The organism is Kaistia sp. SLG-1, from assembly GCF_059699055.1.
The window spans coordinates 947,776-970,386 of sequence record NZ_AP048544.1 but is presented as its reverse complement, the minus strand read 5'-3'; the positions used below and the strand labels follow the sequence as shown (position 1 = coordinate 970,386).

Below are 22,611 nucleotides of genomic sequence, written 5' to 3'. Positions count from 1 at the left end.
GCTGAACGGGAGACAAACATGCGCGGTGTTGGCGGCATTTTCGGGCTCGTGCTCGGACTGACCCTTTCGCTCGGCGGCCTCGCGGCTCCGGCCAGCGCGCAGGAGAGTGGCCCCCGGCGGGTGATCATCAGCCGCGACGCCGACTATCCGAGCTTCGACTATCAGACGCTGAAGGATGTCGACCAGAAGGCCTGCGCCACGGCCTGCACCGACGACGGAAACTGCAAGGCCTTCACCTACAACACCAAGGCGAAGTGGTGCTTCCTGAAGAGCGACTTCGGCGCGCTCGCGGTCTCCCCCGGCGCCAATGCCGGCCGCGTCGTCACCGCCAAGGCGATCGACAGAAACGTCGCCGAGAAGCGGATCGAGGAACTCGCCTTCCTCGGCCCCTCGCCCTTCGACGAGGCCAAGCGCCAGCTCGGCGCGCTCGCCAGCGACTATCCCTCGCACGGCGTCGGCTACGACACGATCCGCCTCGGCGCCGAACGCTCGCGCCAGACCGGCAACGTCACCGAGCTGGCGCGCGATCTCGGCGCCATGCTCGCCATCGCTCCGGACGACCCGGCGCTTTGGCGCGCCTTCGCCGCCGCCGAGCTGCAGCGCAACCCCGACGATTACGGCCAGCGCCAGCAGGCGATGACGGCCGCCTCGTCGGCCGCGATCAACGCCTATCTGCGCGCCGACGGCACCGGCGAACAGGCGCAGGCCCTCGCCCTGCTCGGCCAGGCGCTGGAAAAGCGGGAGATGTGGAAGGCCGCGATCAAGGCCTATCGCCTGAGCCTCGAATACAAGCAGGATCCGCAGCTCCGCGCCGCCTTCGACAAGCTCATCGCCGAGCGCGGCTTCCGCATCGTCTCCAACACGATCGACGCCGACGCCGCCTCGCCGCGCATGTGCGTCGTCTTCTCCGATCCCCTCCCCGTCTCCGATCCGACACTCTCGGACTTCGTCGTCGTTGAGGGCGGCAAGGGCCTCGCGGTCGAGCCGCAGGACAACCAGATCTGCATCGACGGGCTGAAGCACGGCCAGCGCTACACGATGCGCTTCCGCGCCGGCCTGCCTTCCGCCGACGGCGAGAAGCTCCAGCAGATGGCAGAGGTCTCGAGCTATATCCGCGACCGCGCGCCCTGGGTCGGCTTCGCCGGCAACGCCTATGTGCTGCCGGCCGGCCAGGGCGCCTCGATCCCGATCGACTCGGTCAACACGGACCTGATCGACGCCGAAGTCTACCGGATCGGCGATCGCGCGCTCGCCATCGCCGTGCGCGACGGCAATTTCCTGCGCCAGCTCGACAGCTACTCCGCCAGCCAGATCGCCGGCCAGTCCGGCATCTCGGTCTGGAAGGGCCAGATCGAGGTGGCGAACAAGAAGCTGAACGAGAGCATCACCACGGCGATTCCGATCGGCGACGCGGTCAAGACGATCGAGCCCGGCGTCTATGTCATCACCGCCAAGGCGGCGACCAAGGGCTCCAGCGACGGCGGCTATGATTCCTCCCTCGCGACCCAGTGGTTCATCGTCTCCGACCTCGGCCTCTCGGCCCTTTCCGGCAATGACGGCGTCCATGCCGTCATCCGCTCGCTCAACACCGCCAAGGCGCTGGCCGGCGTCAAGGTGAAGCTGGTCGCGACCAATGACGAGATCCTCGGCGAGGCCACCACCAACGCCGACGGCTACGTCCATTTCGAGTCCGGCCTGGCGCGCGGCACGGGCGGCATGGCGCCCCAGCTTCTGGTCGCGCAGACCGAAGCCGGCGACTACGCCTTCCTCGACATGAAGAAGACGGCGTTCGACCTGACCGACCGCGGCGTTGACGGCCGCCCGGCGCCGGGCGCGCTCGATACCTTCTTCACCTCCGAGCGCGGCATCTACCGCCCCGGCGAGACCGTGCATCTGACCGCGCTCTTGCGCGACAGCCAGGCCAAGGCCGTCGCCGGCCTGCCGCTGACGCTCGTCGTCGACCGCCCGGACGGCGTCGAATTCCTGCGCACCAAGCTCGACGACGAAGGCCAGGGCGGCTACAGCCGCGACGTCGCCATCCCCGACGGCGCCCAGCGCGGCGCCTGGCGCTTCCAGCTCTATGCCGATCCCGACGGCGCGGCGCTGACCGAGATCTCGGCGCTCGTCGACGATTTCGAGCCGGAGCGCGTCGCCTTCGAGTTGAAGACCACCGCCGAGCGGCTCACCTCGGGCGGAGCCTTCCCGATCGAGCTGACCGCGAAATATCTCTATGGCGCCAACGCGATCGGCCTCGGCGTCGACGGCGACATCATCGCCACGCCGACCAGCGTCAGCCCGGACTATCCGGGCTACGCCTTCGGCCTTTCGGACGATCCGGTCGAGAGCGTGCGGGATTCGCTCGGCGCCAGCGCCGTCACCGACGAGGAAGGCCGCGCCAGCTTCGACGCCACCGTGCCGTCGCTGCCGGAAACGACCAAGCTCTTCAACGCCGAGATCATCGTCCGCGTCACCGACACGAACGGCCGCGCGGTCGAGCGGCGGATGACGCTGCCGTCCGACGGCACCAAGCCGCATATTGGCATCAAGCCTGCTTTCGACGGCAGCGTGCCGGAAGGCGGCGCCGCGTCCTTCGAGCTGATCGCCATCGGCCCGGACGGCAAGCGCATCGATGCCAAGGGCGCGACCTGGACGATCGAGAAGCTCGACACGAATTACCAGTGGTACCGTCGCGACGGCGCCTGGAAATACGAGGCGATCACGACGGCGACCCGCGTCGCCAACGGCACGGTCGACCTTTCCGCCTCCAAGCCCGCGACGGTCGAGAGCAAGGTCGACTGGGGCCGCTTCCGCCTGACGGTGGCGCTCGCCGGCGAGGCGCCGACCTCGTCGAGCTACGCCTTCGACGCCGGCTGGTATGTCGACGCGAGTGCAGCGTCCGAGACGCCGGACATGCTGACCGTCTCGCTCGACAAGAAGAACTACAAGCCCGGCGAAACGGCCAAGCTGCGCCTCGATCCGCGCTTCCCCGGCATCGCCCAGATCATGGTGATCGACGACCGCGTCATCGACATGAAGACGGTCGATGTGCCGGAGGGCGGCACCACCGTCGACCTCGACGTGACGACGAAATGGGGACCGGGCGCCTATGTCACCGCGACCCTGTTCCGGCCGATGGACGTGCAGGCGAAGCGCATGCCCTCGCGCGCGCTCGGCCTCGCCTGGGTGCCGGTCGATCCGGCCGACCGCCGCATCGACGTCCAGTTGGGCGCCGAGGACCAGATCCGGCCACGCGGGTCCCTGACCATCCCCGTCACGCTCGCCAACCTGAAGGCCGGCGAGGACGCCTATGTCACGGTCGCCGCCGTCGATGTCGGCATCCTCAACCTGACCCAGTTCAAGACGCCCGATCCGGACGGCTGGTATTTCAGCCAGCGCCGGCTTGGCATGGAAATCCGTGACCTCTATGGCCTGCTGATCGACCGCATGCAGGGCGTTCCGGGTCGTCTCCGCTCCGGCGGCGATGGCGGCGCGGCAGGGCTGAAGTCGCCGCCGCCGACCGAGAAGCTGATCGCCTATTATTCCGGCGTGGTGAAGGTCGACGAAAACGGCAAGGCGACGATCACCTTTGACCTGCCCGACTTCAACGGCACCGTCCGTGTCATGGCGATGGCCTGGTCGAAGGAGGGCATCGGCCATGCCGAGCAGGATATCATCGTCCGCGATCCCGTCGTGGTGATGGCGAGCCTGCCGCGCTTCATGACGCCGGACGACCAGAGCCGCATCCTGGTCGAGGTCAACAATGTCGAGGGGCCGGCCGGCGACTACCGGCTCGCCGTCGACGCGCCCGGCGTCGCCATGGATCCGGGCGACGCGGACAGAGGGATCCGGCTGGAAAAGGCCGGTCGCGCGACGGTCGCGCTGCCGATCAAGGCCGTCGACATCGGCGACCACGAGATCACCGTCAGCCTGGCGAGCCCGGAGAACGGCCAGACCTTCGCCCGGACGTATATGCTGGGCATCCGCCCGGCCGGCCAGCCGGTCTCGCGCCGCTCGCTGATCTCGCTCGCGCCCGGCAACACGCTGAGCGTCGACCGCTACGCCTTCTCCGAGTTCGTGCCGGGAACGACGAGCGCGACGCTCGCCGTCGGCGGCACGGCCAAGCTCGACGTCGCGGCGATCCTCGCCTCGCTCGACCGCTACCCCTATGGCTGCACCGAGCAGATCACCTCGAAGGCCATGCCGCTGCTCTACCTGAACCAGGTGGCGGCGACGATCGGCATCGCGCAGGACAGCGAACTGCGCGAGCGCATCCAGGCCTCGATCGGCAAGGTGCTCGACAACCAGTCCTCGGCCGGCTCGTTCGGCCTCTGGGGGCCGGGCTATGACGACCTCTGGCTCGACGCCTATGTCACCGACTTCCTGACCCGCGCCAAGGCGGGCGGCTATCTCGTTCCGGAGGTCGCGTTCAACAACGCGCTCGACAACCTCGCGAACAAGGTCGGCTACGCCTCCGACTTCGACCGGGGCGGCGAGGCGATCGCCTATTCGCTCTATGTGCTCGCCCGCAACGGCAAGGCAGCGATCGGCGATCTGCGCTACTACGCGGAAACGAAGCTGAACAACTTCGCGACCCCGCTGGCGCAGGCGCAGATCGGCGCGGCGCTGGCGCTCTATGGCGACAAGGCGCGCTCGGGCTCCGTGCTCGGCGTCGCCATCGACAATCTCCGCCGCGTCACCGGCCGCGAGCTCGCCGGCCGCGAGGACTATGGTTCGGGCCTGCGCGACCAGGCGGCGGTGCTCACCCTCGTGGCCGAGAGCGGCGACAAGGGCGCCAACGTCAAGAAGCTGATCGACGACGTCGTGACGACGCGCGACAACCGCCGCTATCTCTCCACCCAGGAGCAGGGCTGGATGCTGATGGCGGCCGCCGCGATGATGTCGGACCTAAAGCAGGCTTCGATCGAGATCGACGGCAACAAGGGCGAGGTGCCGCTCTACCGCAAGCTCCTCGGCTCGGACGTCGACAACCGGCCGCTCGTCGTCGCCAACACCAGCGACGTGCCGCTCGACGCCGCGCTGACCTTGACCGGCATTCCGTCATCACCGGAGCCTGCCGGCGGCGAGGGCTTCGCCATCACCCGCAGCTATTTCAACACCGACGGCAGCGAGGCGGACCCGTCGACGGTCGCGCAGAACGACAGGCTGGTGGTGGTTCTGAAGGTGACGGCCGACCAGGCGCGCTTCGGACGGCTGATGGTGGTCGATCCGCTGCCGGCCGGCTTCGAGATCGAGAACCCCAACCTCTCGCGCTCGGGCGACACCTCGTCCTATGAGTGGCTGCAGGGCACGACCGAGCTGGCGCACACCGAGGCGCGCACCGACCGCTTCGTGGCGGCGCTGACCCGCTCGTCCGGCGATCCCTTAGAGTTCACGGTCGCCTACGGCGTCCGCGCCGTCTCGCCGGGCAAGTTCGTGCATCCGGCGGCGACGGTCGAGGACATGTACGACCCCGACCGCCAGGCCCACACCGACACCGGCTCGGTCGAGATCGTCGGACCGACGACGACGAAGTGAGGCGCTGAACGGCGATGTCGATGACGAGCGACGGCCAGCCCTCTCCCCCCTTGCGGGGGAGAGTTGGAGAGGGGGGTACCGGCTCCCTCACTCCGGACACGTCCGCTTCGTCCCCGGCGCTCCCCCTCCCCGGCCCTCCCCACAAGGGGGAGGGAGAAGGCAAGCGCAGCCATAACCGATGGCCACGCCGCGCCGCCATTGCCGGGGTCGTGCTCGGACTCGCCGGCTTCTTCGGCTATGCCGGGTTCTCCGACGTCGTGCGCCAGATCGAGACGACCCTGCCGCCGGTGCCCGATCCGGCGACGGTGCCCACCTCGCAGATCGTCGTCGACCGCGGCGACGCGCTGCTCCGGCCCTACACCATCGCCGAGGGCCGCTGGCGGCTGCCGGTCGGGCTCGCCGACGTCGACCCGATGTTCATCACCATGCTGAAGGGCTACGAGGACCGGCGCTTCAGCGAGCATCACGGCGTCGACTGGCGGGCGTTCGTCCGCGCCGCCGCGCAGATCGTCCGCAACGGCCATGTCGTCTCCGGCGGCTCGACGCTGACCATGCAGGTGGCACGCCTCGTCCAGGGCGGCTCGACCCGGCAGGCCGAGAGCAAGCTCAAGCAGATCGTGCATGCCCGCGCGCTGGAGGACCGGCTCGACAAGAACCAGATCCTGTCGCTCTACCTGACGCTCGCGCCCTATGGCGGCAATCTGGAGGGTATCCGCGCCGCCACCCTCGCCTATTTCGGCAAGGAACCGCGCCGGCTGACCATCGCCGAGGCCGCCCTCCTCGTCGCGCTGCCGCAGTCCCCGGAAGCGCGGCGGCCGGACCGCGACCCGAAGGCCGCCAAGGCGGCGCGCGACCGTGTGCTCGACCGGCTGGTAACGGCCGGCGTGCTCGACGAGGAGACCGCCGCCGCCGCCAAGACCGAGCGCGTGCCGGAGGCGCGAAAACCCTTCCCCATGCTGGCCGCCCATCTCGGTGACCAGGCGCGCAGGCGTCATCCGACCGAGCCCGTCATCCGCCTGACCGTCGACGGCCGTCTGCAGGCGAAGCTCGAGGCGCTGGCAAGCGCCCGCGCCGCCAAGGCTGGCCCCAAGGCCTCCGTCGCCCTTCTCGTCGCCGACCATGTCAGCGGCGATATCCTCGCCTCGGTGGGTTCCGCCAGCTTCATGGACGATACGCGGAACGGCTTCGTCGACATGACCGAGGCGATCCGCTCGCCCGGCTCGACGCTGAAGCCGCTGATCTACGGTCTCGCCTTCGAGCAGGGCCTCGCCCATCCGCAAAGCCTGATCGAGGACAAGCCCTCGGCCTTCGCCGGCTATGCGCCGGTCAATTTCGACGGGTTCTATCGCGGCACGGTGACCATCCACGACGCGCTGACGCAATCGCTCAACGTTCCGGCGGTGCAGGTGCTCGACGCGGTCGGGCCGGCGCGGCTGATCGCGCGGATGAAGCGCGCGGCGGCGAGCCCGCGCCTGCCGGACATGTCGGCCGCCGGCCTCGCGGTCGGGCTCGGCGGCGTCGGCCTTTCGCTGCGCGACCTCGTCTCGCTCTATGGCGCGATCGCGCGCGGCGGCCGGCCGGTGACGCTGCATACCGAGCCCGCACCGCGCACGCCGACGGCCGAGCCCGCGCCGGTGCTGGAGCCGCTCGCCGCCTGGTATGTCGGAAACATCCTCGCCGACGTGCCGCCGCCGACCATCGGCGCGCGCGGCCGCATCGCCTACAAGACCGGCACCTCCTATGGCTATCGCGACGCCTGGTCGATCGGCTTCGATGGCCGCACGGTGATCGGCGTCTGGGCCGGACGGGCCGATGGCGCGCCCGTCTCCGGCCTTTCCGGCATCGGCACAGCGGCGCCGATCCTGTTCGAGGCGTTCGACAAGATGGGCGGCGACCGCGTTCCGCTCGCCCCCGCCCCGCGTGGCGCGCTGATCGCCGCGAATGGCGACCTGCCGGCGCCGCTGAAGCGCTTTCGCGGCAGCGACATCCTCGCCAACAAGGCGCCGGACACGCCGCAGATCGCCTTCCCGCCGGATGGCGTGCAGGTCGATCTCGGCATCCGCGCCGGCGACCCGATGCCGCTGATGATCAAGATCCGCAACGGCCAGCCGCCCTTCACCTGGTTCGCCAACGGCGTGCCGATCGCCCGTACCCCGTTCTCGCGCGCGGAAAGCTGGGCGCCGGACGGACCCGGATTTGTTACGCTATCGGTGGTAGATTCGGCCGGACGGTCGGATCGCGTGACCGTGTTCGTCGAGTAACCCGCAAGGCGGAGCAGTCCGATTTCCTTCGTCCAACGCCACTGGCAGCAGCACACCCATTTCTATCAGTCGGTCCTCGTCGCCATCGTCGCCTATTTCGTCATTCGCCTGGTGCGGCCGGAATTCGCGATGATCGCCGCCGGCGACGTGTTCTTCATCGTCTATCTGTTCTTCCAGCTGCGGCTCGCGGCGAGGGCCAATCTCGACAAGCTGCGGCTCAGGGCGCGGAGCGAGGACGAAGGCATCGTCCTGATCATGTGCCTGACGGTCGGCGCCATCGCCTTCTCGTTCTATTCGATCTTCTCGATCCTGAACGGCGCCAACACGACGGCGCCCCATCTCGCCACCGCGATCATCAGCATCCCGCTCGGCTGGGCCGTCTTCAACACGCTGTTCGCGTTCCACTATGCCCGCCTCTATTACGCGCCGGCCGGGACCGACAGCAACGCGGACGGCAAGGAGGACGATGTCGGCGGCCTCGTCTTCCCGGATACGCCGGAGCCGTCGATCTGGGATTTCTTCTATTTTTCCTTCTGCCTCGGCGCGACCTTCCAGACCTCGGACGTGAACGTCCGGACCACGGATTTCCGCATGGTCATGATGTTCCACTCGATCGCGTCGTTCATCTTCAACACGACGCTGCTGGCGCTTGCCATCAACCTCGGGGCGAGTGTGCTGACCTGAGGGGGCGGGCCGCGATGTCTGGATGCAGATGGAAGCCGGCCTTCGTCTCTCCCTCCGTGTCTGGCCCGTAGTGGGACGCTTCTTTTCACCTCTCCCTGAGGGAGAGGTCGACGGCCGCAGGCCGGCGGGTGAGGGTTTACGGCCTCACCCGATGGTTTCCTAAACCCTCACCCGGAGCTTCGCTCCGACCTCTCCCTCAGGGAGAGGTGAGGGGCAACACCGCCGTCATCCCGGCGAAGGCCGGGATCCAGACACACCGGCCTGTGGCCGATAGGCTAGGCCAAGCTTTCTTGGCCGGTGTTTATGGGCCCCGGCCTCCGCCGGGGCGACGGTGTCATGCCCGCAGACCTTGAAACACGTGGTGACCTTCGGCGTTCTGCAAAGGCCTCCGATGGGAGCGTTGAAATGGGAACTTCAGCCTTTCTCCCGCCCTTCCTTCTCCGCGCCGTCTCGCGATCTGCCGCTCTCAGGCACGAGGTGGCTGATCAGCCAGCGCTCGAAATATCGGGCGACGACCAGGATCAGGAGGACCAGCACAAGCGCGACCAGGACGATCGGCCAGGTGCCGAGGCCGCAGGTGATGCCAAGCGCCGCCGCGACCCAGACGGTTGCCGCCGTGGTCAGGCCCTGGACGTGCCCGCCATGCTGGCCGAGATGCAGGATCGTGCCCGCGCCGATGAAGCCGATGCCGGCGAGCACGCCCTGGATCACGCCTTGCAGCACGCGGCTCATGGCGTCCGATCCCATGACGAAGCCGGGAATATGGATCGCCGTCAGCGTCGCCACGGCGGCGCCGAGCGACACCAGCGCCAGCGTACGCATGCCGGCCGGCTTTTCGCGCGTGTCCCGATCGATGCCGATCAGCAGCCCGCAGATAGCCGCGGCGCCGAGCCGCAGCATGGCCTCCAGGTAGAGTTCCATATGCCGACCGCATCCTCTCTGGTTTCCGGCCCCCGCCGGTCACTCAGGGTAGCAAAGATCGATCGACGAGGATGCCGAGATCGGCCAGTACCTGCATCACGCCCTTCACCCCATAGGGCTTGCCGAGAAAGCCGACGCGAGCGTCGTCGGCGAGCGCATGATCGAGGCTCGCCTCGTCATAGCCGCTCGCGATCACGATCGGAACATCGGCGCGATTGTCGCGGATTTCCTTGGCGAGCTCGGCGCCCGAGCGGTCCGGCAGGTCGAGATCGATGATGACGACCTGGTAGTCGCCACCGCGCCGATCGACCCGCGCCGTCGCTTCCTGCGCGGATCCGGCCGTCTCGACGCGAAAGCCCAGATCTTCCAGCAGGTCCGCCGCGGCGAGGCGCAAAGTCGCCTCGTCCTCCACCAGCAGGATCAGGGGGGCGAGCTCGTTCATGGCAAAGCCCCGAGCGAAAAAGAGGCCCCGCCCCCTCTCGGTCGCGAGCCATCCGTCAGGCTGCGTCGCCCCTCTCGGCGACCATTTTCCGTCGTCCTGCGGGTCATGAGGCATCCTTGCCCCGGGGTGATGGCCTCCATGCTGTCCCGGAACCCAAGACATTACCGTCAAGTCGGGATTTCGCAAAGTGCACAGGATTCACAGCCCTCCCCCCGCGCAAAATCCGTCGCCCTGCCTTAAATGCGTCCCAAGCGCGACGCTAGGTGCGCGTCTTCTTCCTGTGTCCAGGAGTTCCGATGCCGATCCCCTCCCTTCGCGCCGGCTGTCTGGCCGTCGCCGCCACGCTCCTGCTGGCCCAGGGCGCCCTCGCCAAGCCGCAGGACATCGAACTGAAGCTTCGGATCGCCGCGCCGCCGCCCGGCGCCCGCGTCGTCGCGCTCACTTTCGATGCCTGTTCCGGCACGATCGACCGGCGCATCCTCGACACGCTGGTGCAGCACCAGATTCCGGCGACGCTCTTCGTCACGCATCGCTGGCTGAAGCGGAACCAGGAGACCACGGCCGTGCTCCTGGCGCATCCGGAGCTGTTCCAGATCGAGAACCATGGCGACCAGCACGTCCCGGCCATCACCGATGTTCCGCAGCTCTACGGCCTGAAGACGGCGGGATCGCTGGAAGAAGTGCGCAAGGAAGTCGATGGCGGCGCCTCGGCGGTCCTCAAGGCGACCGGCAAGCCGCCGCGCTGGTATCGCGGGGCCACCGCCGTCTACAGCCAGGACGCGCTGGATGCGATCCGGGCCGAGGGCTATTCGATCGCCGGCTTCTCGCTGAACGCCGACATGGGCGCGTCGCTGCCGGCCGCGGCGGTGGCGAAGCGCATCGCCGCCGCCCGCTCGGGCGACGTCATCATCGCCCACATCAACCAGCCGGGCCATCCGGCCGGCAAGGGCGTCGTCGAGGGCATCCAGCGCCTGATCGACAAAGGCACCGTCTTCGTCAAGCTCGACGACGTGCAGACCGAAGCGAGCCGCTGAGCGGCGTGTCCCTTCGGGAGAGCTCTGCAGGGCCCCGTCGCCCCGGCGAAGGCCGGGGCCCATGAACACCGGCCCGGAAATCTGGGTCTAGCGTTCTGGTTCGGGGTCGGCGTGTCTGGATCCCGGCCTTCGCCGGGATGACGGCGGAGGGCGGCACAGCGCGAGGGAGATCGCCTCGCCCCGTGCTCAGGCCAGCCGATACCAGTCCCGCGCATTGCCGGCGAACAGCTTCGCCTGCTCGTCGGCCGAGAAGCCGCGCACCGCCTGCTTGAAGATGGCGATCCATTCCGAGAGGCCGATATGTAGACCGGCCACCGGGTGATCGCTGGCGAAGATCGAGCGGTCGGCGCCGAAGGCGTCGATGCAGGCGTCGATCACCTCGGTGAGGCTCGCCGGCGTCCAGTCCGGGTCATAGGCGACCGGATCGGAGATCTTGATCGCGACGTTTTCCGCGCCCGCCAGCAGCGCGAGCCCCTCGCGCCAGCGCCGCATGCCGTCTGCGTCGCGATCCATTGGGCTGCCGCAGTGATTGACCAGGAAGCGGACGTCCGGAAACGCGTCGGCGAGGCGGCGCGCCGTCTCGTGCTGGTGCGGCGAGATCAGCAGATCGAAGCTGAAGCCGAGATCGCGGAAGTGGGCGAGGTTGGCGCGCCAGCGCGGGTCGTCCATGCGGTCATTGTCCGGCATGCGGCGCTTGGCGGGATCGGGATGCCAGCTCAGGATCTCGCGGATGCCGACGACGCGCGGGTTGGCGGCATGTCGCTCCAGAATCTCGGGCGCGTCCGCGTCGGCGAGCGCCGCATGGGCGACGTAGCGCGACGCGATGCCGTCGCTGCGCGACAGACCGTCGAGCCAGTCGCTCTCGCCTGACGGATCGGCCGGATCCCAGTTCGCCTCGATATGGATGCTGGCGACGATGTTTTCCGGCAGTGCCAGTGCCTCATAGTCGGCCGGCAGGACGTTGCGGCGGATCGGCGCCAGCTCGTCGCCGGGATTGCCGCCGGCGAGCCAGCCATGCTTGCCGAGACCGAGGTCCCAGAAGTGATGGTGGGCGTCGATGATCGGCCCGCTATAGAGATCGCCGGACATGTTTCTTCCAGTTCCGTTGATATCGAAGGGTTGCGGCGACGGTCAGATCGTCGTCCGCACATGCGGGTCGCGGCCGTAGAACGACACCAGCACGACGATGACGACGCCGAGCACGGCCTGGACCAGCGACGGCTGCAGGCCGAGGCCGATCAGCAGCGTGTTGATCTCGGTCAGCACCAGCGCGCCGGCGACGGTGCCGAGATAGGAGCCTCGCCCGCCGACCAGCGCCGTGCCGCCGATGACGACGGCGGCGATGGTCTGGAACAGATAGGGCTGGCCGACCTCGCCATAGGCGGAGCCGGTGAAGCCGAGCAGCAGGATGCCGGTAACGGCCGCGAAGACAGCGCTGAGGCCGAAGGTCACCGTCCACATCGCCACCGGGTGGATCAGCGCCAGCGGGGCGGCGCGCGGATTGCTGCCGAGCGCGAACAGGCGGCGGCCATAGGGCGTGCGCGCCAGCGCCACCGTGACGATGGCCGCGAGCGCGACGAAGCACGGCACCAGCCACGGCACCGGCAGGAAGCCGACGGAGCCGCCGATCGAGACGAATTCGGTGACCGAGGCCGGCGCCGAGCCGGACGGGAAGCCGCCGGTCCACAGCAGCACGGAGCCCTGCACGATGGTGCCGATGCCGAGCGTCACGATGAGCGGATGCAGGCCGAGGCTGGACGAGATCAGCCCGTTCAGCCCGCCGATCAGAAAGGCGAGGCCGATCACGATCCCGCAGACGAGCGTAAAGTCCATGCCGCCGCCATAGAGATGGGCGGTGACGACATTGGCGAAGCCGATGACGAAGGGGATCGACAGATCGATGCCGCCGATGATCACCACCAGCGTCTGGCCGATCGAGGCGATGGCGAGCAGCGAGGCGAGCACCAGCATGGCCCGCATCGAGAACTCGCTGGAATAACCCTGGATCAGCGCCGTTCCGGCGAGATGCAGGACGACGGCGACGATGAGGGCGCCGAGGACGCGCGCCTGGTCGCGGCTGAAGCGGGGCATCAGCGGCCTCCCCTGGAACGACCGAGCCAGCGGTCCTGCAGCGCCGTCAGCACGATGGCGATGACGAGGATGGAGCCGTAGGCGATCTGCAGCACGAAGGTCGAGAAATTGAAATAGGTCAGCGCGCTCTGCAGCAGGAAGATGTCGATCGCGCCAATGGCGGCGCCGATCAGCCCGCCACGGCCGCCGGCGAGGCTGACGCCGCCAAGCGCCACGGCGGAGATCGCGATCAGCGTATAGGTCGGGCCGATCGACGGATCGGCCGAGCCGATCAGCGCCGTCATCATCAGCCCCGCCACGCCGGCAAACACGCCGGTGATGACATAGGAGAGGAAGCGCACCAGCGTGACCGGAATGCCGGCCGTGTAGGCGGCGCGGTCGTCGCTGCCGACCGCCATCAGGTGATCGTAATAGGGCAGGCGGCGGATCAGAAACCAGATCAGGAACACCGCGCCGAGCGGCAGGATCGACAGCGGCCCGCCGAGCGATTTGAGCCACACCGGCACGGTGCCGGTCGGCGCCGGCAGGATGGTCAGCGTCGTGCCGACCAGGAGCAGATAGGTGCCGAGCGTGGCGACAATCGGCTGGATGCGCAGGATCGTGGCCAGGAAGCCGTTCAGCACGCCGACGAGGCCGCCGATCGCGACCGCCGCGCCAACGACGATCCATGGCGAGGTCAGGCCGAGCTTCTGGATCAGCACCAGGACGACGATGGCGTTGACGAAGCCCATGATCGGGCCGACCGAGATGTCGATGCCGCCGCGGCCGCCGAGGATGGCCGGCGCCGAGGCGATTGCCGCGCCGATCAGCGGCGCGGCGAGGCCGATCAGCGTTCCCCAGGCGGAGGGCGCGAAGCGGGCCGGATTGATGAAGATGTTGATGGCAAGCAGGATGACGAACAGGATCGGCGCGAAGCCGGTCTGCCGCCAGATCGCCTTCAGCGCCGGCGCGCGGCCGGCGGCGGCGGATGAGGTCGCGAGAACAGTCATGCCGCCCGTCCGAACATGGTTGCGATGATGCGCTCGGACGAGCGCGCGGCGCCTTCGAGCGGCGCGGCGAGTTCCTGCTCCCGGAAGACGAGGATGCGGTCGCAGAGCACCAGCGCCTCCTCGATCTCGGTCGAGAGCACGACCAGCGCCATGCCTTCGTTGGCCAGCTCGCGGAACACCGAATAGAGGACGCGGCGGGTGGCGATGTCGACGCCGCGGGTCGGATCGTTGAGCAGCAGCACGTCCGGCTTGTGGGCCAGCGCGCGGGCGAGCAGCACCTTCTGCTGGTTGCCGCCCGACAGCGTCGTGATCAGGTGGCGGCCGGGCTCGGGCGCGACGATCGACAGCCGCTCGCGGTAATAGTCATAGCGCTTGCGCCGCTCGGCCGGGCTGATCAGCCCGAACCGGCGGTCGCGACCGACGGTGGCGATGGCGAAATTGTCGAGGATCGACATCGACGGGAAGATGCCGGTGGCGCGGCGATCGCGCGGCAGATAGGCGATGCCGCTCTGGACCGCGCGGCGGAAGCTGGTGATCACCCGCTCGCCACCCTTCGCCAGCGGCGCCGTCACGCGGCCGGTGACCGGTGCGCGAAGGCCGGCCAGCGTTTCCATGAACGCGTCCTGGCCATGACCGTCGAGCCCGGCGAGGCCGACGATCTCGCCGCGGCGGATGTCCTGGTCGAACGGAACCGCGCCCGGCTTCAGCGACAGGCCCCGCGCGGAAAGGGTGATCGGGCTATCCGACATGGTGCAGCTCCCGCGCCGTTTCGGGCGCCATCAGGGCGAGCAGATCATCGGGCACGAGCTCACCCTTCTCCAGCGTCTTCACGACCTGGCCGCTGCGCAACACCGTCACCCGGTCGGACAGGCCGGTGACCTCGTCCATGCGGTGGGTGATGAAGAGGATCAGGCAGCCCTCCCCCGCCAGCCGACGCATCAGCGCGAACACCGCCTCGCGATCGGCGAAATCGAGCGCCGCCGTCACCTCGTCGAGGATCAGCACGCGGGGTTTTCGCGTGAGCGCCCGGGCCAGCACGATCAGCTGCTGCGCCGCCAGCGGCACTTCGCCGGCCGGCTCGTCCAGCGGCACGTCGGTAACGGCGAATTCGGAGAGGATGCCGGCGGCCAGCGCCCGCCGCTCGCCGCGCGGCACACGGCGGCGGAAGAGGCCGTCATAGCCGAGCAGGATGTTGTCGGCGACGCTGCGGTCCGGCGCGATCAGCACTTCCTGGAACACGGTGGCGAAGCCGGCGGCGCGGAAATCAGCGGGATCACGGCCGACGATCGGCCGGCCCTCGAAGCTGATCGTGCCGCGATCCGGCGAGACGATGCCCGAGAGCAGCTTGACCAGCGTGCTCTTGCCCGAGCCGTTCTCGCCAAGGATGGTATGGATCGTGCCGGGCGAGAACGAAACATGGGCGCCGTCGAGCGCAATCGTCTCGCCATAGCGCTTCGAGAGATCGCGGATCTCGAGCATAGGCAGTCAGTCTCCCGTCCGGATGCGGAGACGGGAGAGCCGGCGGCCGGCCCTCCCGCTGTTTCGGCTGGATCCTACTTGGCGCAGGGATCCGGCGTCTTCGCGTAGTCGAACAGCTCCGTATGCGCGGGCTTGGCGAAATACGCGTCCATCAGCGTCTCCGGCATCGGATCTTCCGGCGCGACCGGGAACACCGACACGGCGTCCTTGGTCATGCAGTCGCGATGCCACTTGCCGAGCTCGTCCGGCTTCACGGCCGGGATCGGGACCATCAGGATGTTGAGCTTCGGCTGCTGGCCCTCGAGCACGCGGACACCGACGCGGAACAGCGTCTGCGCCGTCCAGGACGGCATCAGCGCGCCGCCGGTAAAGCGGAACGTATCCTGGTTCTCCTTCCAGAAGCCGAGCGCGTCGCCCGAGATCGAGCCGGAGACGACCGGGATCGGCCGGCCCGCCTGCTGGAACGCCTCGGCGACGATGCGCGACTCCGAACCCGATGTCCAGACGCCGGCGATCGGCTGCGGCGTGGTGGCAAGCACCTGCAGCGTCACGGTCTTGGTGACGTTCGGCGACCAGTTGCCGTTGACGTCGCGGACGACCTTGACCTCCGGCGCCTCGGCGAAGGCCTTGTCGGCGCCGGCGCGCTGCTGGGCGACCAGCGGGCTGCCGGCGATGCCCTCGATGCGCAGCACGTTGCCCTTGCCACCGATGCCGTCGATGACGCCCTTGGCGACGTCATAGCCGAACTTCACATAGTTGGAATCGACGTTGATGGCGTAGGGGCTGGTGACGGCGCCCGCACCCGTGACGAAGGGAATGCCGGCCTTGAACGCCGCCTCGATCACCTCGTTCAGCGCCGTCGACGAACCGGCGAAGGAGGTGATGATGCTGCACTTCTTGTCGATGAAGGCGCGGATCTGGGCGATCTGCTGGCCGGTGTCGCCGTTCGAATCCGACATCTCGAATTCGGAGACCCAGCCCTTCTCCTTGTAGAGGCCGACGAGGCGCTCGAGCTCGCGCGTCACCGAAACGCGCCACGGATTGCCCTGGTAGGATTCCGAATGGCACCACTTCCACGGCTTCGCCACGGGCGCGAAATTGTCATAGGCCGACGGCTGGATCGTCTCCTCGACGCCGAGATAGAGCGCCTGGATTTCCGGCGGCAGCGTCTGGAACGTCGCGGGCAGCTCCGCGGCCTGGGCCAGGCTCGCGCCGCTCATCAGGGCGGCGCCGCCGACGGCCGCCGCCAGAACCGACTTCACTCTGTTTGCCAGTTTCATTGTGCGTCTCTCCCTCTGATCGGGCGACGAAATCCGTCCCCCGCCTCTCCCTCGATCCCACCAAGCCGTTGTTGATCCGAACCTTTTTTCGCGCACGATGGCCGGATATCGACTTTTGTATGTAAGATGCATTGTTCATATCAGATAGCAAGCGGCGGCCCTGTCAATCGGAAATCCGCCGCGAGGCGCCCGTGTCCACGACGCCGATCGGATCGCGACATCCGGGGCGCGGCATGGACAGGGGCGCGCGCCATCGGCTAACGGAACGGCGGACCGACCCATTCGACCAAGGAGACTTTCGTGGAGATCAAGAGACTGGAGCCGGATCTGCGCTGGTGCGAGACGGCGACCCATGACGGCGTCGTGCATGTGGCAGGCCAGGTCGGCCAGCCGGGCACCGACATCGTCACCCAGACACGCGGCGCACTGGCGGAGATCGATCGCGTGCTGGCGCTTTCCGGCACCGACAAGTCGCGCCTGCTCGCGGTGACGATCTGGCTCGACGACATCGCCGATTTCGCCGCCATGAACAGCGTCTGGGACGCCTGGGTCGATCCCAACAACACGCCGGCCCGCGCCACCGGCCAGGTTCCGCTTGCCGATCCCGCCTACAAGATCGAGATCACGGCCGTCGCCGCCCTGCCCTGAGGGCGCAGAAGGGCGCCGGCCTTCGGGCCTGCTACCCCTTCAGCACGGCGCTGCGGAAGCGCATCAGCGACAGCGCGAAATAGACGGCGCCGAAGACGACGAAGATCAGCAGATATTGCCAGACGAGCGAGAAGCCGCCGCCGCGGAAGAGCACGGCCTGGGTGAACGACACGAAATGCGGTGTCGTCGTCAGCGTCTGCATGGCGTAGCGCAGCCAGACCGGCATGCTCTCCATCGGCGTCATGCCGCCTGAGAGCAGGTTCAGGATGATGAGTACCGGGATGGCCAGAAGGCCGAACTGCGCCATCGAGGTCGAGAAGGTGGCGAGCAGGATGCCCATCGAGGCGATCGACAGCGTGTAGATCGTCGTACCGAGCAGGAACAAGAGCACCGAGCCCTGGATCGGCACGCTGAGCAGGAGGTGCACGACGAAGATCAGCGACAGGATCGCCGCCGCGACGATCACCAGCCCGTTGGCGAGCACCTTGGCGAGCACGATCTGGCTGGCGACGACCGGCATGACCAGGAGATGCTCGACGGTTCCGCGCTCGCGCTCGCGGATCAGCGCCGCGCCGGAGAGGATCAGGGTCAGCATGGTGATGTTGTTCATCACCTGCATCAGCGAGCCGAACCAGACCGAGTTCAGGTTCGGATTGAAGGCGCTGCGCATCACCAGACGGACCGGCGCCGCGGCCGTGACGCCGCCGCCATAGCGGAATTCCGAGATCTCGTTGGCGATCACGTTCTGCAGCGCGACCGAGCCGTTGCCGGCGAAGACGATGGCCGTCGCGTCGATCTCGACCTGCAGTTCGGCCGGCCTGTCGGCGAGGATGTCGCGCTCGAAATCGGGCGGGATGTCGAGGATGAATACGAACCGTCCCTCGTTCAGCGCCGCGTCGGCCTCGCGTGCCGAGATCTTCACCGCCTCCTGGAAGATCGGCGGCTGCAGCGCGCTGATGATCTTCCGCGACAATTGCGAATCGTCCTCGTCGACGACCGCGACGGCGAGGTTCTTCAGCTCGGTCGAGGCGCCGGTCGAGACGGTATAGATCGCCAGCGTGAAGGCGTAGACGACCAGCACCAGCATGATCGGATCAGCCTTGATGCTGCGCAGTTCCTTGATGAACAGGTAGTAGAGGTTGGAGAGCCAGCGGAGCGCGTTCATCGTCAGGTGTCCTGTTTGCGCAGGAGGACGAGCGACAGCACGAAGAACAGCAGGCAGAAGCCCACCAGCGCCAGCAGATTGGGCCAGAGGTCGAGCCAGCCGAGCCCCTTGGTGAAGGCGCCGACGCTGATCGGCTGATACCAGGCCGGCGGGAAGGCGAGGCCGAGCGCGCGGCCGCTGCCGGTCAGCGACGAGACGGGGATGATCAGGCCGGAGAAATTGACCGCCGGCACGATCGCGATGATCGCGGTGGCGACGACCGCCGCCACCTGCGACTTGGTGAAGGTCGAGACCAGCTGCCCGAAGCCCGTCGTCGCGACGAGATAGACGAGCGTCGCGATGGCGAAGAGGGAGAAGGATCCCTTCAGCGGCAATCGGAACAGGAACAGCGCCAGGAGGAACAAGACCGCCGCGCTCACCAGCGAGACGCCGATATAGGGCAATTGCTTGCCGAGCAGGAATTCCGGCTTGCTGATCGGCGTCGAGTAGAAATTGGCGATCGAGCCGGTTTCCTTTTCACGCACGATGCCGATCGCCGACATGATCGCCGGGATCAGCACCAGCATCAGCATGATGACGCTCGGCACCATGGCGTTGACGCTCTTGAAGGCCTGGTTGTAGCGGAAGCGCGTCTCCATCGAGATCGCCGGCACCGCCGCCCCGCTCTGCCGCATCAGTTCGCTCGCATAGCCGGTCGCGAGGCCGGTCACATAGCCCTTCGCCGTCTCGGCCCGGAACGGCATGCTGCCGTCGACCGTCACCGACACCTCGGGCTGGCGGTTGGCCTTCAGATCGCGGCCGTAGCCGGAGGGTATCTCGATGGCGATGTTGACCTCGCCGCTCTTCAGCCGGCTCTGCAGCTCGGCGCTCGACGCGATATCGGGACGTTCGCTGAAATAGCGCGAGGCGGAGAAGTTCTCCAGCAGCTGGCGGCTTTCCTGCGTCTTGTCCTGGTCATAGGCGGCGAAGGTCAGGTTCTCGACGTCGAACGAAATGCCGTAGCCGAAGGTGATCATCAGGATGACGGGGCCGAACAGCGCGAACCAGAGGCGGATGCGGTCGCGCAGCAGCTCCATCGTCTCGCGCCGCGCATAAGCCCAGAGACGGCCGGGATCGAAACGGCGCGGCCTCGCGACAGCGTGCGAGGTCGCCGGGATCGCGGTCGCGACCGCCGCGGTCTCCGCCTCGGTCGCGGCCGGCGCTTCCTCCGGAATGCCGGAGGCTTCCTTCAGATAGGAGACGAAGGCCTCCTCGAGCGTCGCCTTGCCGCGCTGCTCGGCGAGTTCCTGCGGCGCGCCGACGGCGAATACCTTGCCGGCATGCATCAGCGAGATGCGGTCGCAGCGGGCCGCCTCGTTCATGAAATGGGTGGAGATGAAGATCGTCACGCCGTGGTCGCGGGCGAGCGAGATCAGCGTGCGCCAGAACGAGTCGCGCGCCACCGGGTCGACGCCCGAGGTCGGCTCGTCGAGGATCAGGATCGACGGCCGGTGGATAACCGCGACGGCGAGCTGCAGGCGCTGCCGCATGCCGAGCGGCAGGCTGTCGGGCAGCGCGTCGGCCACCTCGGAGAGATCGTAGCGCGTCAGCATCTCCTCGATGCGCGCGTCGATCTCGTTCGCCGGGATGTGGAAGAGATGCGCGTGCAGGTCGAGGTTCTGGCGGACCGTCAGCTCGGTATAGAGCGAGAACGCCTGCGACATGTAGCCGACGTGCTGGCGGATCTCCATCTCGTTGCCGGTGAGCGACTGGCCGAACAGCTTGGTCCAGCCCTCGGTCGGCGTGATCAGGCCGGTCAGCATCTTCATCGTCGTCGACTTGCCGCAGCCATTCGAGCCGAGGAAGCCGAAGATCTCGCCCTTGGAGATGCGGAAGGAGACGTTGTTGACGGCGGTGAAATTGCCGAAGCGGCAGGTCAGCCCCTCTGCCTCGATCGCCGGCACCTCGTCGGGCGCGACGACGCGCGGCGGCACGACCACGCTCTGATAGCCCCGGCGCTTCTCCTCCGGCAGCAGCGCGATGAACGCCTCTTCCAGCGTCTCCTTGCCGGCTCGGCCGCGAACTTCGGCCGGCGAACCCTCGGCGATAACCTTGCCGTCATCCATCGCCGCCAGCCAGTCGAAGCGCTCGGCCTCGTCCATATAGGCGGTGGCGACGATGACGCTCATCTGCGGCCGGCGGGCGCGGATAGTGTCGATCAAATCCCAGAACTGCTGCCGCGACAGCGGATCGACGCCGGTCGTCGGCTCGTCGAGGATGAGGAAATCGGGATCGTGGATCAGCGCGCAGCAGAGGCTGAGCTTCTGCTTCATGCCGCCGGAGAGCTTGCCCGCCGGACGGTCCGGGAACGGGTCGAGCCCGGTCGCGGTCAGGAGATCGTGGATGCGCGCCTGCCGCTCGGCAGCGCCCTGGCCGAACAGGCGGGCGAAGAAATCGAGGTTCTCGAAGACGGTCAGCGTCGGATAGAGATTGCGGCCCAGTCCCTGCGGCATGTAGGCGATGCGCGGCGAGGCCTCGTCGCGAAAGCGCTTCTCAGCCATGTTGCCGCCGAGAACCTGCACGGAACCCGTCTGCAGCTTGCGCACGCCGGCGAGCAGCGCCAGCACGGTCGACTTGCCGACGCCGTCCGGACCGATCAGCCCGGCCATGCAGCCGGCCGGAATGGCGAGGTTCAGCGCATCGACGGCGAGCCGCTTGCCGTAGCGATGGGTGACGCCTTCGAGCCGCGCGACGGGCTCGCTCATTGCGGAACGTTGACCTTGAGGCTCTCCGGCCATTCGGCGTCGAGCGAGGTACGCACGAAGCCGGTGCCGCGCACGCCGACCTTGACCTGCTTCTCGAAGCGCTGGACCAGCGCGCGCGGGATCTGCAGCTTGACGCGGAACATCAGCTTCTCGCGCTCGTCCTTGGTCTCGACCGTCTTCGGCGTGAACTGCGCCTCGCCGGATACGAAGGTGACGGTGGCGGGAATGACGTAGTCGGGGATCGGATCGAGGATGATGCGCGCCTCGTCGCCGATGCCGATGCCGGCGACGTCCTTGGCCGGCAGGTAGATCGACATCGAGATGTCGGAGAGATCGAGCAGCGTCAGCACGCGCGTGCCGGCGCCGACCACCTCGCCGGCGCGCGCCAGCTCGTACTGCACGCGGCCGCGCCGCGGCGCCACCAGCACCATGTCCTCGAGGATGGCGTTGAGCCGCGACACGTCGGCTTCCGCCGCCTTGATCGTCGATTCCGCCTGCGCCCGCGCCGCGACCATCGCCTGGTAGGCGGCGTTGGCGACGTTCAGCTTGTTCTGCGCCTCGTCGCGCAGCTGCGCCGTCGCGTGCCCCTTCTGGAACAGCGCGTTGATGCGGTCGAAGCTCGCCTGGGCGAGCGCGCGATCGCTGTCGCGCTGGGTGATCTGCGCGTCGACCTCGCTCAGCGCGCTCTCGGCGCGAAGCACCTGCGCCTGGGCGCCGAGCAGCTGCGCGCGATATTCGCGGTCGTCGATGCGGGCGACCACCTGGCCGGCCTCGACCGTGTCGCCCTCATGCACGTCGACCGAGGCGAGACGGCCCGGATATTTGCTGGAGATGTCGATCTCCTGGCCCTCGATGCGGCCGTTCGACTGGGCGATGCCGGCCGGCAGCGGATTGCCGCGCAGCCGGTCGATCAGGCTCTTCAGCTTGTTCTGCGCCGCCGCTTCCGAAACGAGCCAGGACCCGGCTCCCAGCTGCGTCGTCACCGCATCGGTGGCGAAGACCGCCAGAAACGCGACCAGCGCCGCTCTTGGCCAAGGGTGACGCATCGCTCGATACCTCGCATGTCGGACGCAGACTCAACCGGCAGTATCGGGCACCCGGATGAATTGGGAAAGACACCTTACGGCACGACACCGGTGAAAACTCTCCGAGCCGAGCCGGCGACCTGACAGGTCTGCTCCATAAACTCAGCCGTGGCACCGGACGCCTGAACCCTCCCTTTGAGGGAGGGTCAAGACCGCCTTCGGGCGGTCTTGGGGAGGGGGGTCTTCGTCGAAACCACCGCAAGCTGCAAGAAGAACCCCTTCCCGAAAACGCGAAGGGCGTTTTCGACCTCCC

Annotated in this window: 16 protein-coding genes; 5 read left to right on the top strand and 11 right to left on the bottom strand. The window is 67.9% G+C overall.

Annotated features, from left to right (window positions below):
• Positions 1-18: 18 nt before the first annotated feature.
• The 3 genes from AC6HZP_RS04330 to AC6HZP_RS04320 all read left to right on the top strand — a co-directional run bounded on the left by AC6HZP_RS04330 (position 19) and on the right by AC6HZP_RS04320 (position 8,480).
• A complete protein-coding gene (locus AC6HZP_RS04330) occupies positions 19-5,535 on the top strand; it encodes an alpha-2-macroglobulin family protein (protein ID WP_497525540.1) in 5,517 nt (1,838 codons plus the stop codon).
• A gap of 209 nt (positions 5,536-5,744) precedes the next feature.
• Positions 5,745-7,796, top strand: coding sequence for a penicillin-binding protein 1C (pbpC, locus tag AC6HZP_RS04325; protein ID WP_497525539.1), 2,052 nt, complete (start codon positions 5,745-5,747; stop codon positions 7,794-7,796).
• Positions 7,797-7,925: 129 nt separating this feature from the next.
• On the top strand, positions 7,926-8,480 hold the full coding sequence (locus tag AC6HZP_RS04320; RefSeq protein ID WP_497525538.1) for a DUF1345 domain-containing protein: 555 nt from the start codon (positions 7,926-7,928) through the stop codon (positions 8,478-8,480).
• A 414-nt stretch (positions 8,481-8,894) separates the two neighbouring features.
• Here AC6HZP_RS04320 and AC6HZP_RS04315 read toward each other — a convergent pair whose 3' ends face one another.
• Complete coding sequence (locus AC6HZP_RS04315; RefSeq protein ID WP_497525537.1) at positions 8,895-9,401, bottom strand: MgtC/SapB family protein; 507 nt, start codon at positions 9,399-9,401, stop codon at positions 8,895-8,897.
• Positions 9,402-9,444: 43 nt separating this feature from the next.
• Positions 9,445-9,843, bottom strand: coding sequence for a response regulator (locus AC6HZP_RS04310; RefSeq protein WP_497525536.1), 399 nt, complete (start codon positions 9,841-9,843; stop codon positions 9,445-9,447).
• 296 nt (positions 9,844-10,139) lie between these two features.
• Between AC6HZP_RS04310 and AC6HZP_RS04305 the strand changes: the two genes are divergently transcribed.
• Positions 10,140-10,877 carry a polysaccharide deacetylase family protein gene (locus tag AC6HZP_RS04305; protein ID WP_497525535.1) on the top strand — a complete coding sequence of 246 codons (738 nt, stop codon included), beginning with the start codon at positions 10,140-10,142 and terminating at the stop codon, positions 10,875-10,877.
• 186 nt (positions 10,878-11,063) lie between these two features.
• On the opposite strand, the gene AC6HZP_RS04300 is transcribed toward AC6HZP_RS04305, so the two are convergent.
• From AC6HZP_RS04300 to AC6HZP_RS04275, 6 genes are all read right to left on the bottom strand, one after another.
• Positions 11,064-11,966, bottom strand: coding sequence for an amidohydrolase family protein (locus AC6HZP_RS04300; protein WP_497525534.1), 903 nt, complete (start codon positions 11,964-11,966; stop codon positions 11,064-11,066).
• 42 nt (positions 11,967-12,008) lie between these two features.
• Positions 12,009-12,968: an ABC transporter permease gene (locus AC6HZP_RS04295; protein ID WP_497525533.1), complete on the bottom strand. Its 960-nt coding sequence runs from the start codon at positions 12,966-12,968 to the stop codon at positions 12,009-12,011.
• Positions 12,968-13,957 carry an ABC transporter permease gene (locus AC6HZP_RS04290; RefSeq protein WP_497525532.1) on the bottom strand — a complete coding sequence of 330 codons (990 nt, stop codon included), beginning with the start codon at positions 13,955-13,957 and terminating at the stop codon, positions 12,968-12,970. The genes AC6HZP_RS04295 and AC6HZP_RS04290 overlap by 1 nt, the downstream gene beginning before the upstream one ends.
• Positions 13,954-14,706, bottom strand: a complete 753-nt coding sequence (locus AC6HZP_RS04285) for an ATP-binding cassette domain-containing protein (RefSeq protein WP_497525531.1) — start codon at positions 14,704-14,706, stop codon at positions 13,954-13,956. Before AC6HZP_RS04285 ends, AC6HZP_RS04290 begins: the two co-directional genes overlap by 4 nt.
• Positions 14,696-15,436 carry an ATP-binding cassette domain-containing protein gene (locus tag AC6HZP_RS04280; RefSeq protein WP_497525530.1) on the bottom strand — a complete coding sequence of 247 codons (741 nt, stop codon included), beginning with the start codon at positions 15,434-15,436 and terminating at the stop codon, positions 14,696-14,698. The genes AC6HZP_RS04285 and AC6HZP_RS04280 overlap by 11 nt, the downstream gene beginning before the upstream one ends.
• 74 nt (positions 15,437-15,510) lie before the next feature.
• Positions 15,511-16,716 (bottom strand): substrate-binding domain-containing protein, encoded by a 1,206-nt coding sequence (locus AC6HZP_RS04275; protein ID WP_497525529.1) that lies wholly within the window; start codon positions 16,714-16,716, stop codon positions 15,511-15,513.
• Positions 16,717-17,016: 300 nt separating this feature from the next.
• Here AC6HZP_RS04275 and AC6HZP_RS04270 point away from each other — a divergent pair, with 300 nt between their 5' ends.
• Entirely contained in the window at positions 17,017-17,364 is a 348-nt protein-coding gene (locus AC6HZP_RS04270) for a RidA family protein (RefSeq protein WP_497525528.1), read from the top strand.
• 31 nt (positions 17,365-17,395) lie between these two features.
• Here the strand turns inward: AC6HZP_RS04270 and AC6HZP_RS04265 are convergent, their stop codons facing one another.
• Genes AC6HZP_RS04265 through AC6HZP_RS04255 form a run of 3 tightly spaced genes read right to left on the bottom strand, consistent with a single transcriptional unit; the run spans position 17,396 to position 22,319 of the window.
• On the bottom strand, positions 17,396-18,529 hold the full coding sequence (locus AC6HZP_RS04265; RefSeq protein WP_497525527.1) for an ABC transporter permease: 1,134 nt from the start codon (positions 18,527-18,529) through the stop codon (positions 17,396-17,398).
• A 2-nt stretch (positions 18,530-18,531) separates the two neighbouring features.
• The gene (gene rbbA / locus AC6HZP_RS04260) at positions 18,532-21,273 is read right to left on the bottom strand and encodes a ribosome-associated ATPase/putative transporter RbbA (RefSeq protein WP_497525526.1); all 2,742 of its coding nucleotides are present in this window, start codon (positions 21,271-21,273) and stop codon (positions 18,532-18,534) included.
• A complete protein-coding gene (locus tag AC6HZP_RS04255) occupies positions 21,270-22,319 on the bottom strand; it encodes an HlyD family secretion protein (protein WP_201402400.1) in 1,050 nt (349 codons plus the stop codon). The genes rbbA and AC6HZP_RS04255 overlap by 4 nt, the downstream gene beginning before the upstream one ends.
• Positions 22,320-22,611: the final 292 nt, after the last annotated feature.

Bases quoted from the DNA above. Each gene is read 5' to 3' on its own strand.
- AC6HZP_RS04330 (WP_497525540.1), top strand. From the start codon at position 19: ATGCGCGGTGTTGGCGGCATTTTCGGGCTCGTGCTCGGACTGACCCTT.
- AC6HZP_RS04320 (WP_497525538.1), top strand. From the start codon at position 7,926: ATGATCGCCGCCGGCGACGTGTTCTTCATCGTCTATCTGTTCTTCCAG.
- AC6HZP_RS04315 (WP_497525537.1), bottom strand. From the start codon at position 9,401: ATGGAACTCTACCTGGAGGCCATGCTGCGGCTCGGCGCCGCGGCTATC.
- AC6HZP_RS04310 (WP_497525536.1), bottom strand. From the start codon at position 9,843: ATGAACGAGCTCGCCCCCCTGATCCTGCTGGTGGAGGACGAGGCGACT.
- AC6HZP_RS04305 (WP_497525535.1), top strand. From the start codon at position 10,140: ATGCCGATCCCCTCCCTTCGCGCCGGCTGTCTGGCCGTCGCCGCCACG.
- AC6HZP_RS04300 (WP_497525534.1), bottom strand. From the start codon at position 11,966: ATGTCCGGCGATCTCTATAGCGGGCCGATCATCGACGCCCACCATCAC.
- AC6HZP_RS04295 (WP_497525533.1), bottom strand. From the start codon at position 12,968: ATGCCCCGCTTCAGCCGCGACCAGGCGCGCGTCCTCGGCGCCCTCATC.
- AC6HZP_RS04290 (WP_497525532.1), bottom strand. From the start codon at position 13,957: ATGACTGTTCTCGCGACCTCATCCGCCGCCGCCGGCCGCGCGCCGGCG.
- AC6HZP_RS04285 (WP_497525531.1), bottom strand. From the start codon at position 14,706: ATGTCGGATAGCCCGATCACCCTTTCCGCGCGGGGCCTGTCGCTGAAG.
- AC6HZP_RS04280 (WP_497525530.1), bottom strand. From the start codon at position 15,436: ATGCTCGAGATCCGCGATCTCTCGAAGCGCTATGGCGAGACGATTGCG.
- AC6HZP_RS04275 (WP_497525529.1), bottom strand. From the start codon at position 16,716: ATGAAACTGGCAAACAGAGTGAAGTCGGTTCTGGCGGCGGCCGTCGGC.
- AC6HZP_RS04265 (WP_497525527.1), bottom strand. From the start codon at position 18,529: ATGAACGCGCTCCGCTGGCTCTCCAACCTCTACTACCTGTTCATCAAG.
- rbbA (WP_497525526.1), bottom strand. From the start codon at position 21,273: ATGAGCGAGCCCGTCGCGCGGCTCGAAGGCGTCACCCATCGCTACGGC.
- AC6HZP_RS04255 (WP_201402400.1), bottom strand. From the start codon at position 22,319: ATGCGTCACCCTTGGCCAAGAGCGGCGCTGGTCGCGTTTCTGGCGGTC.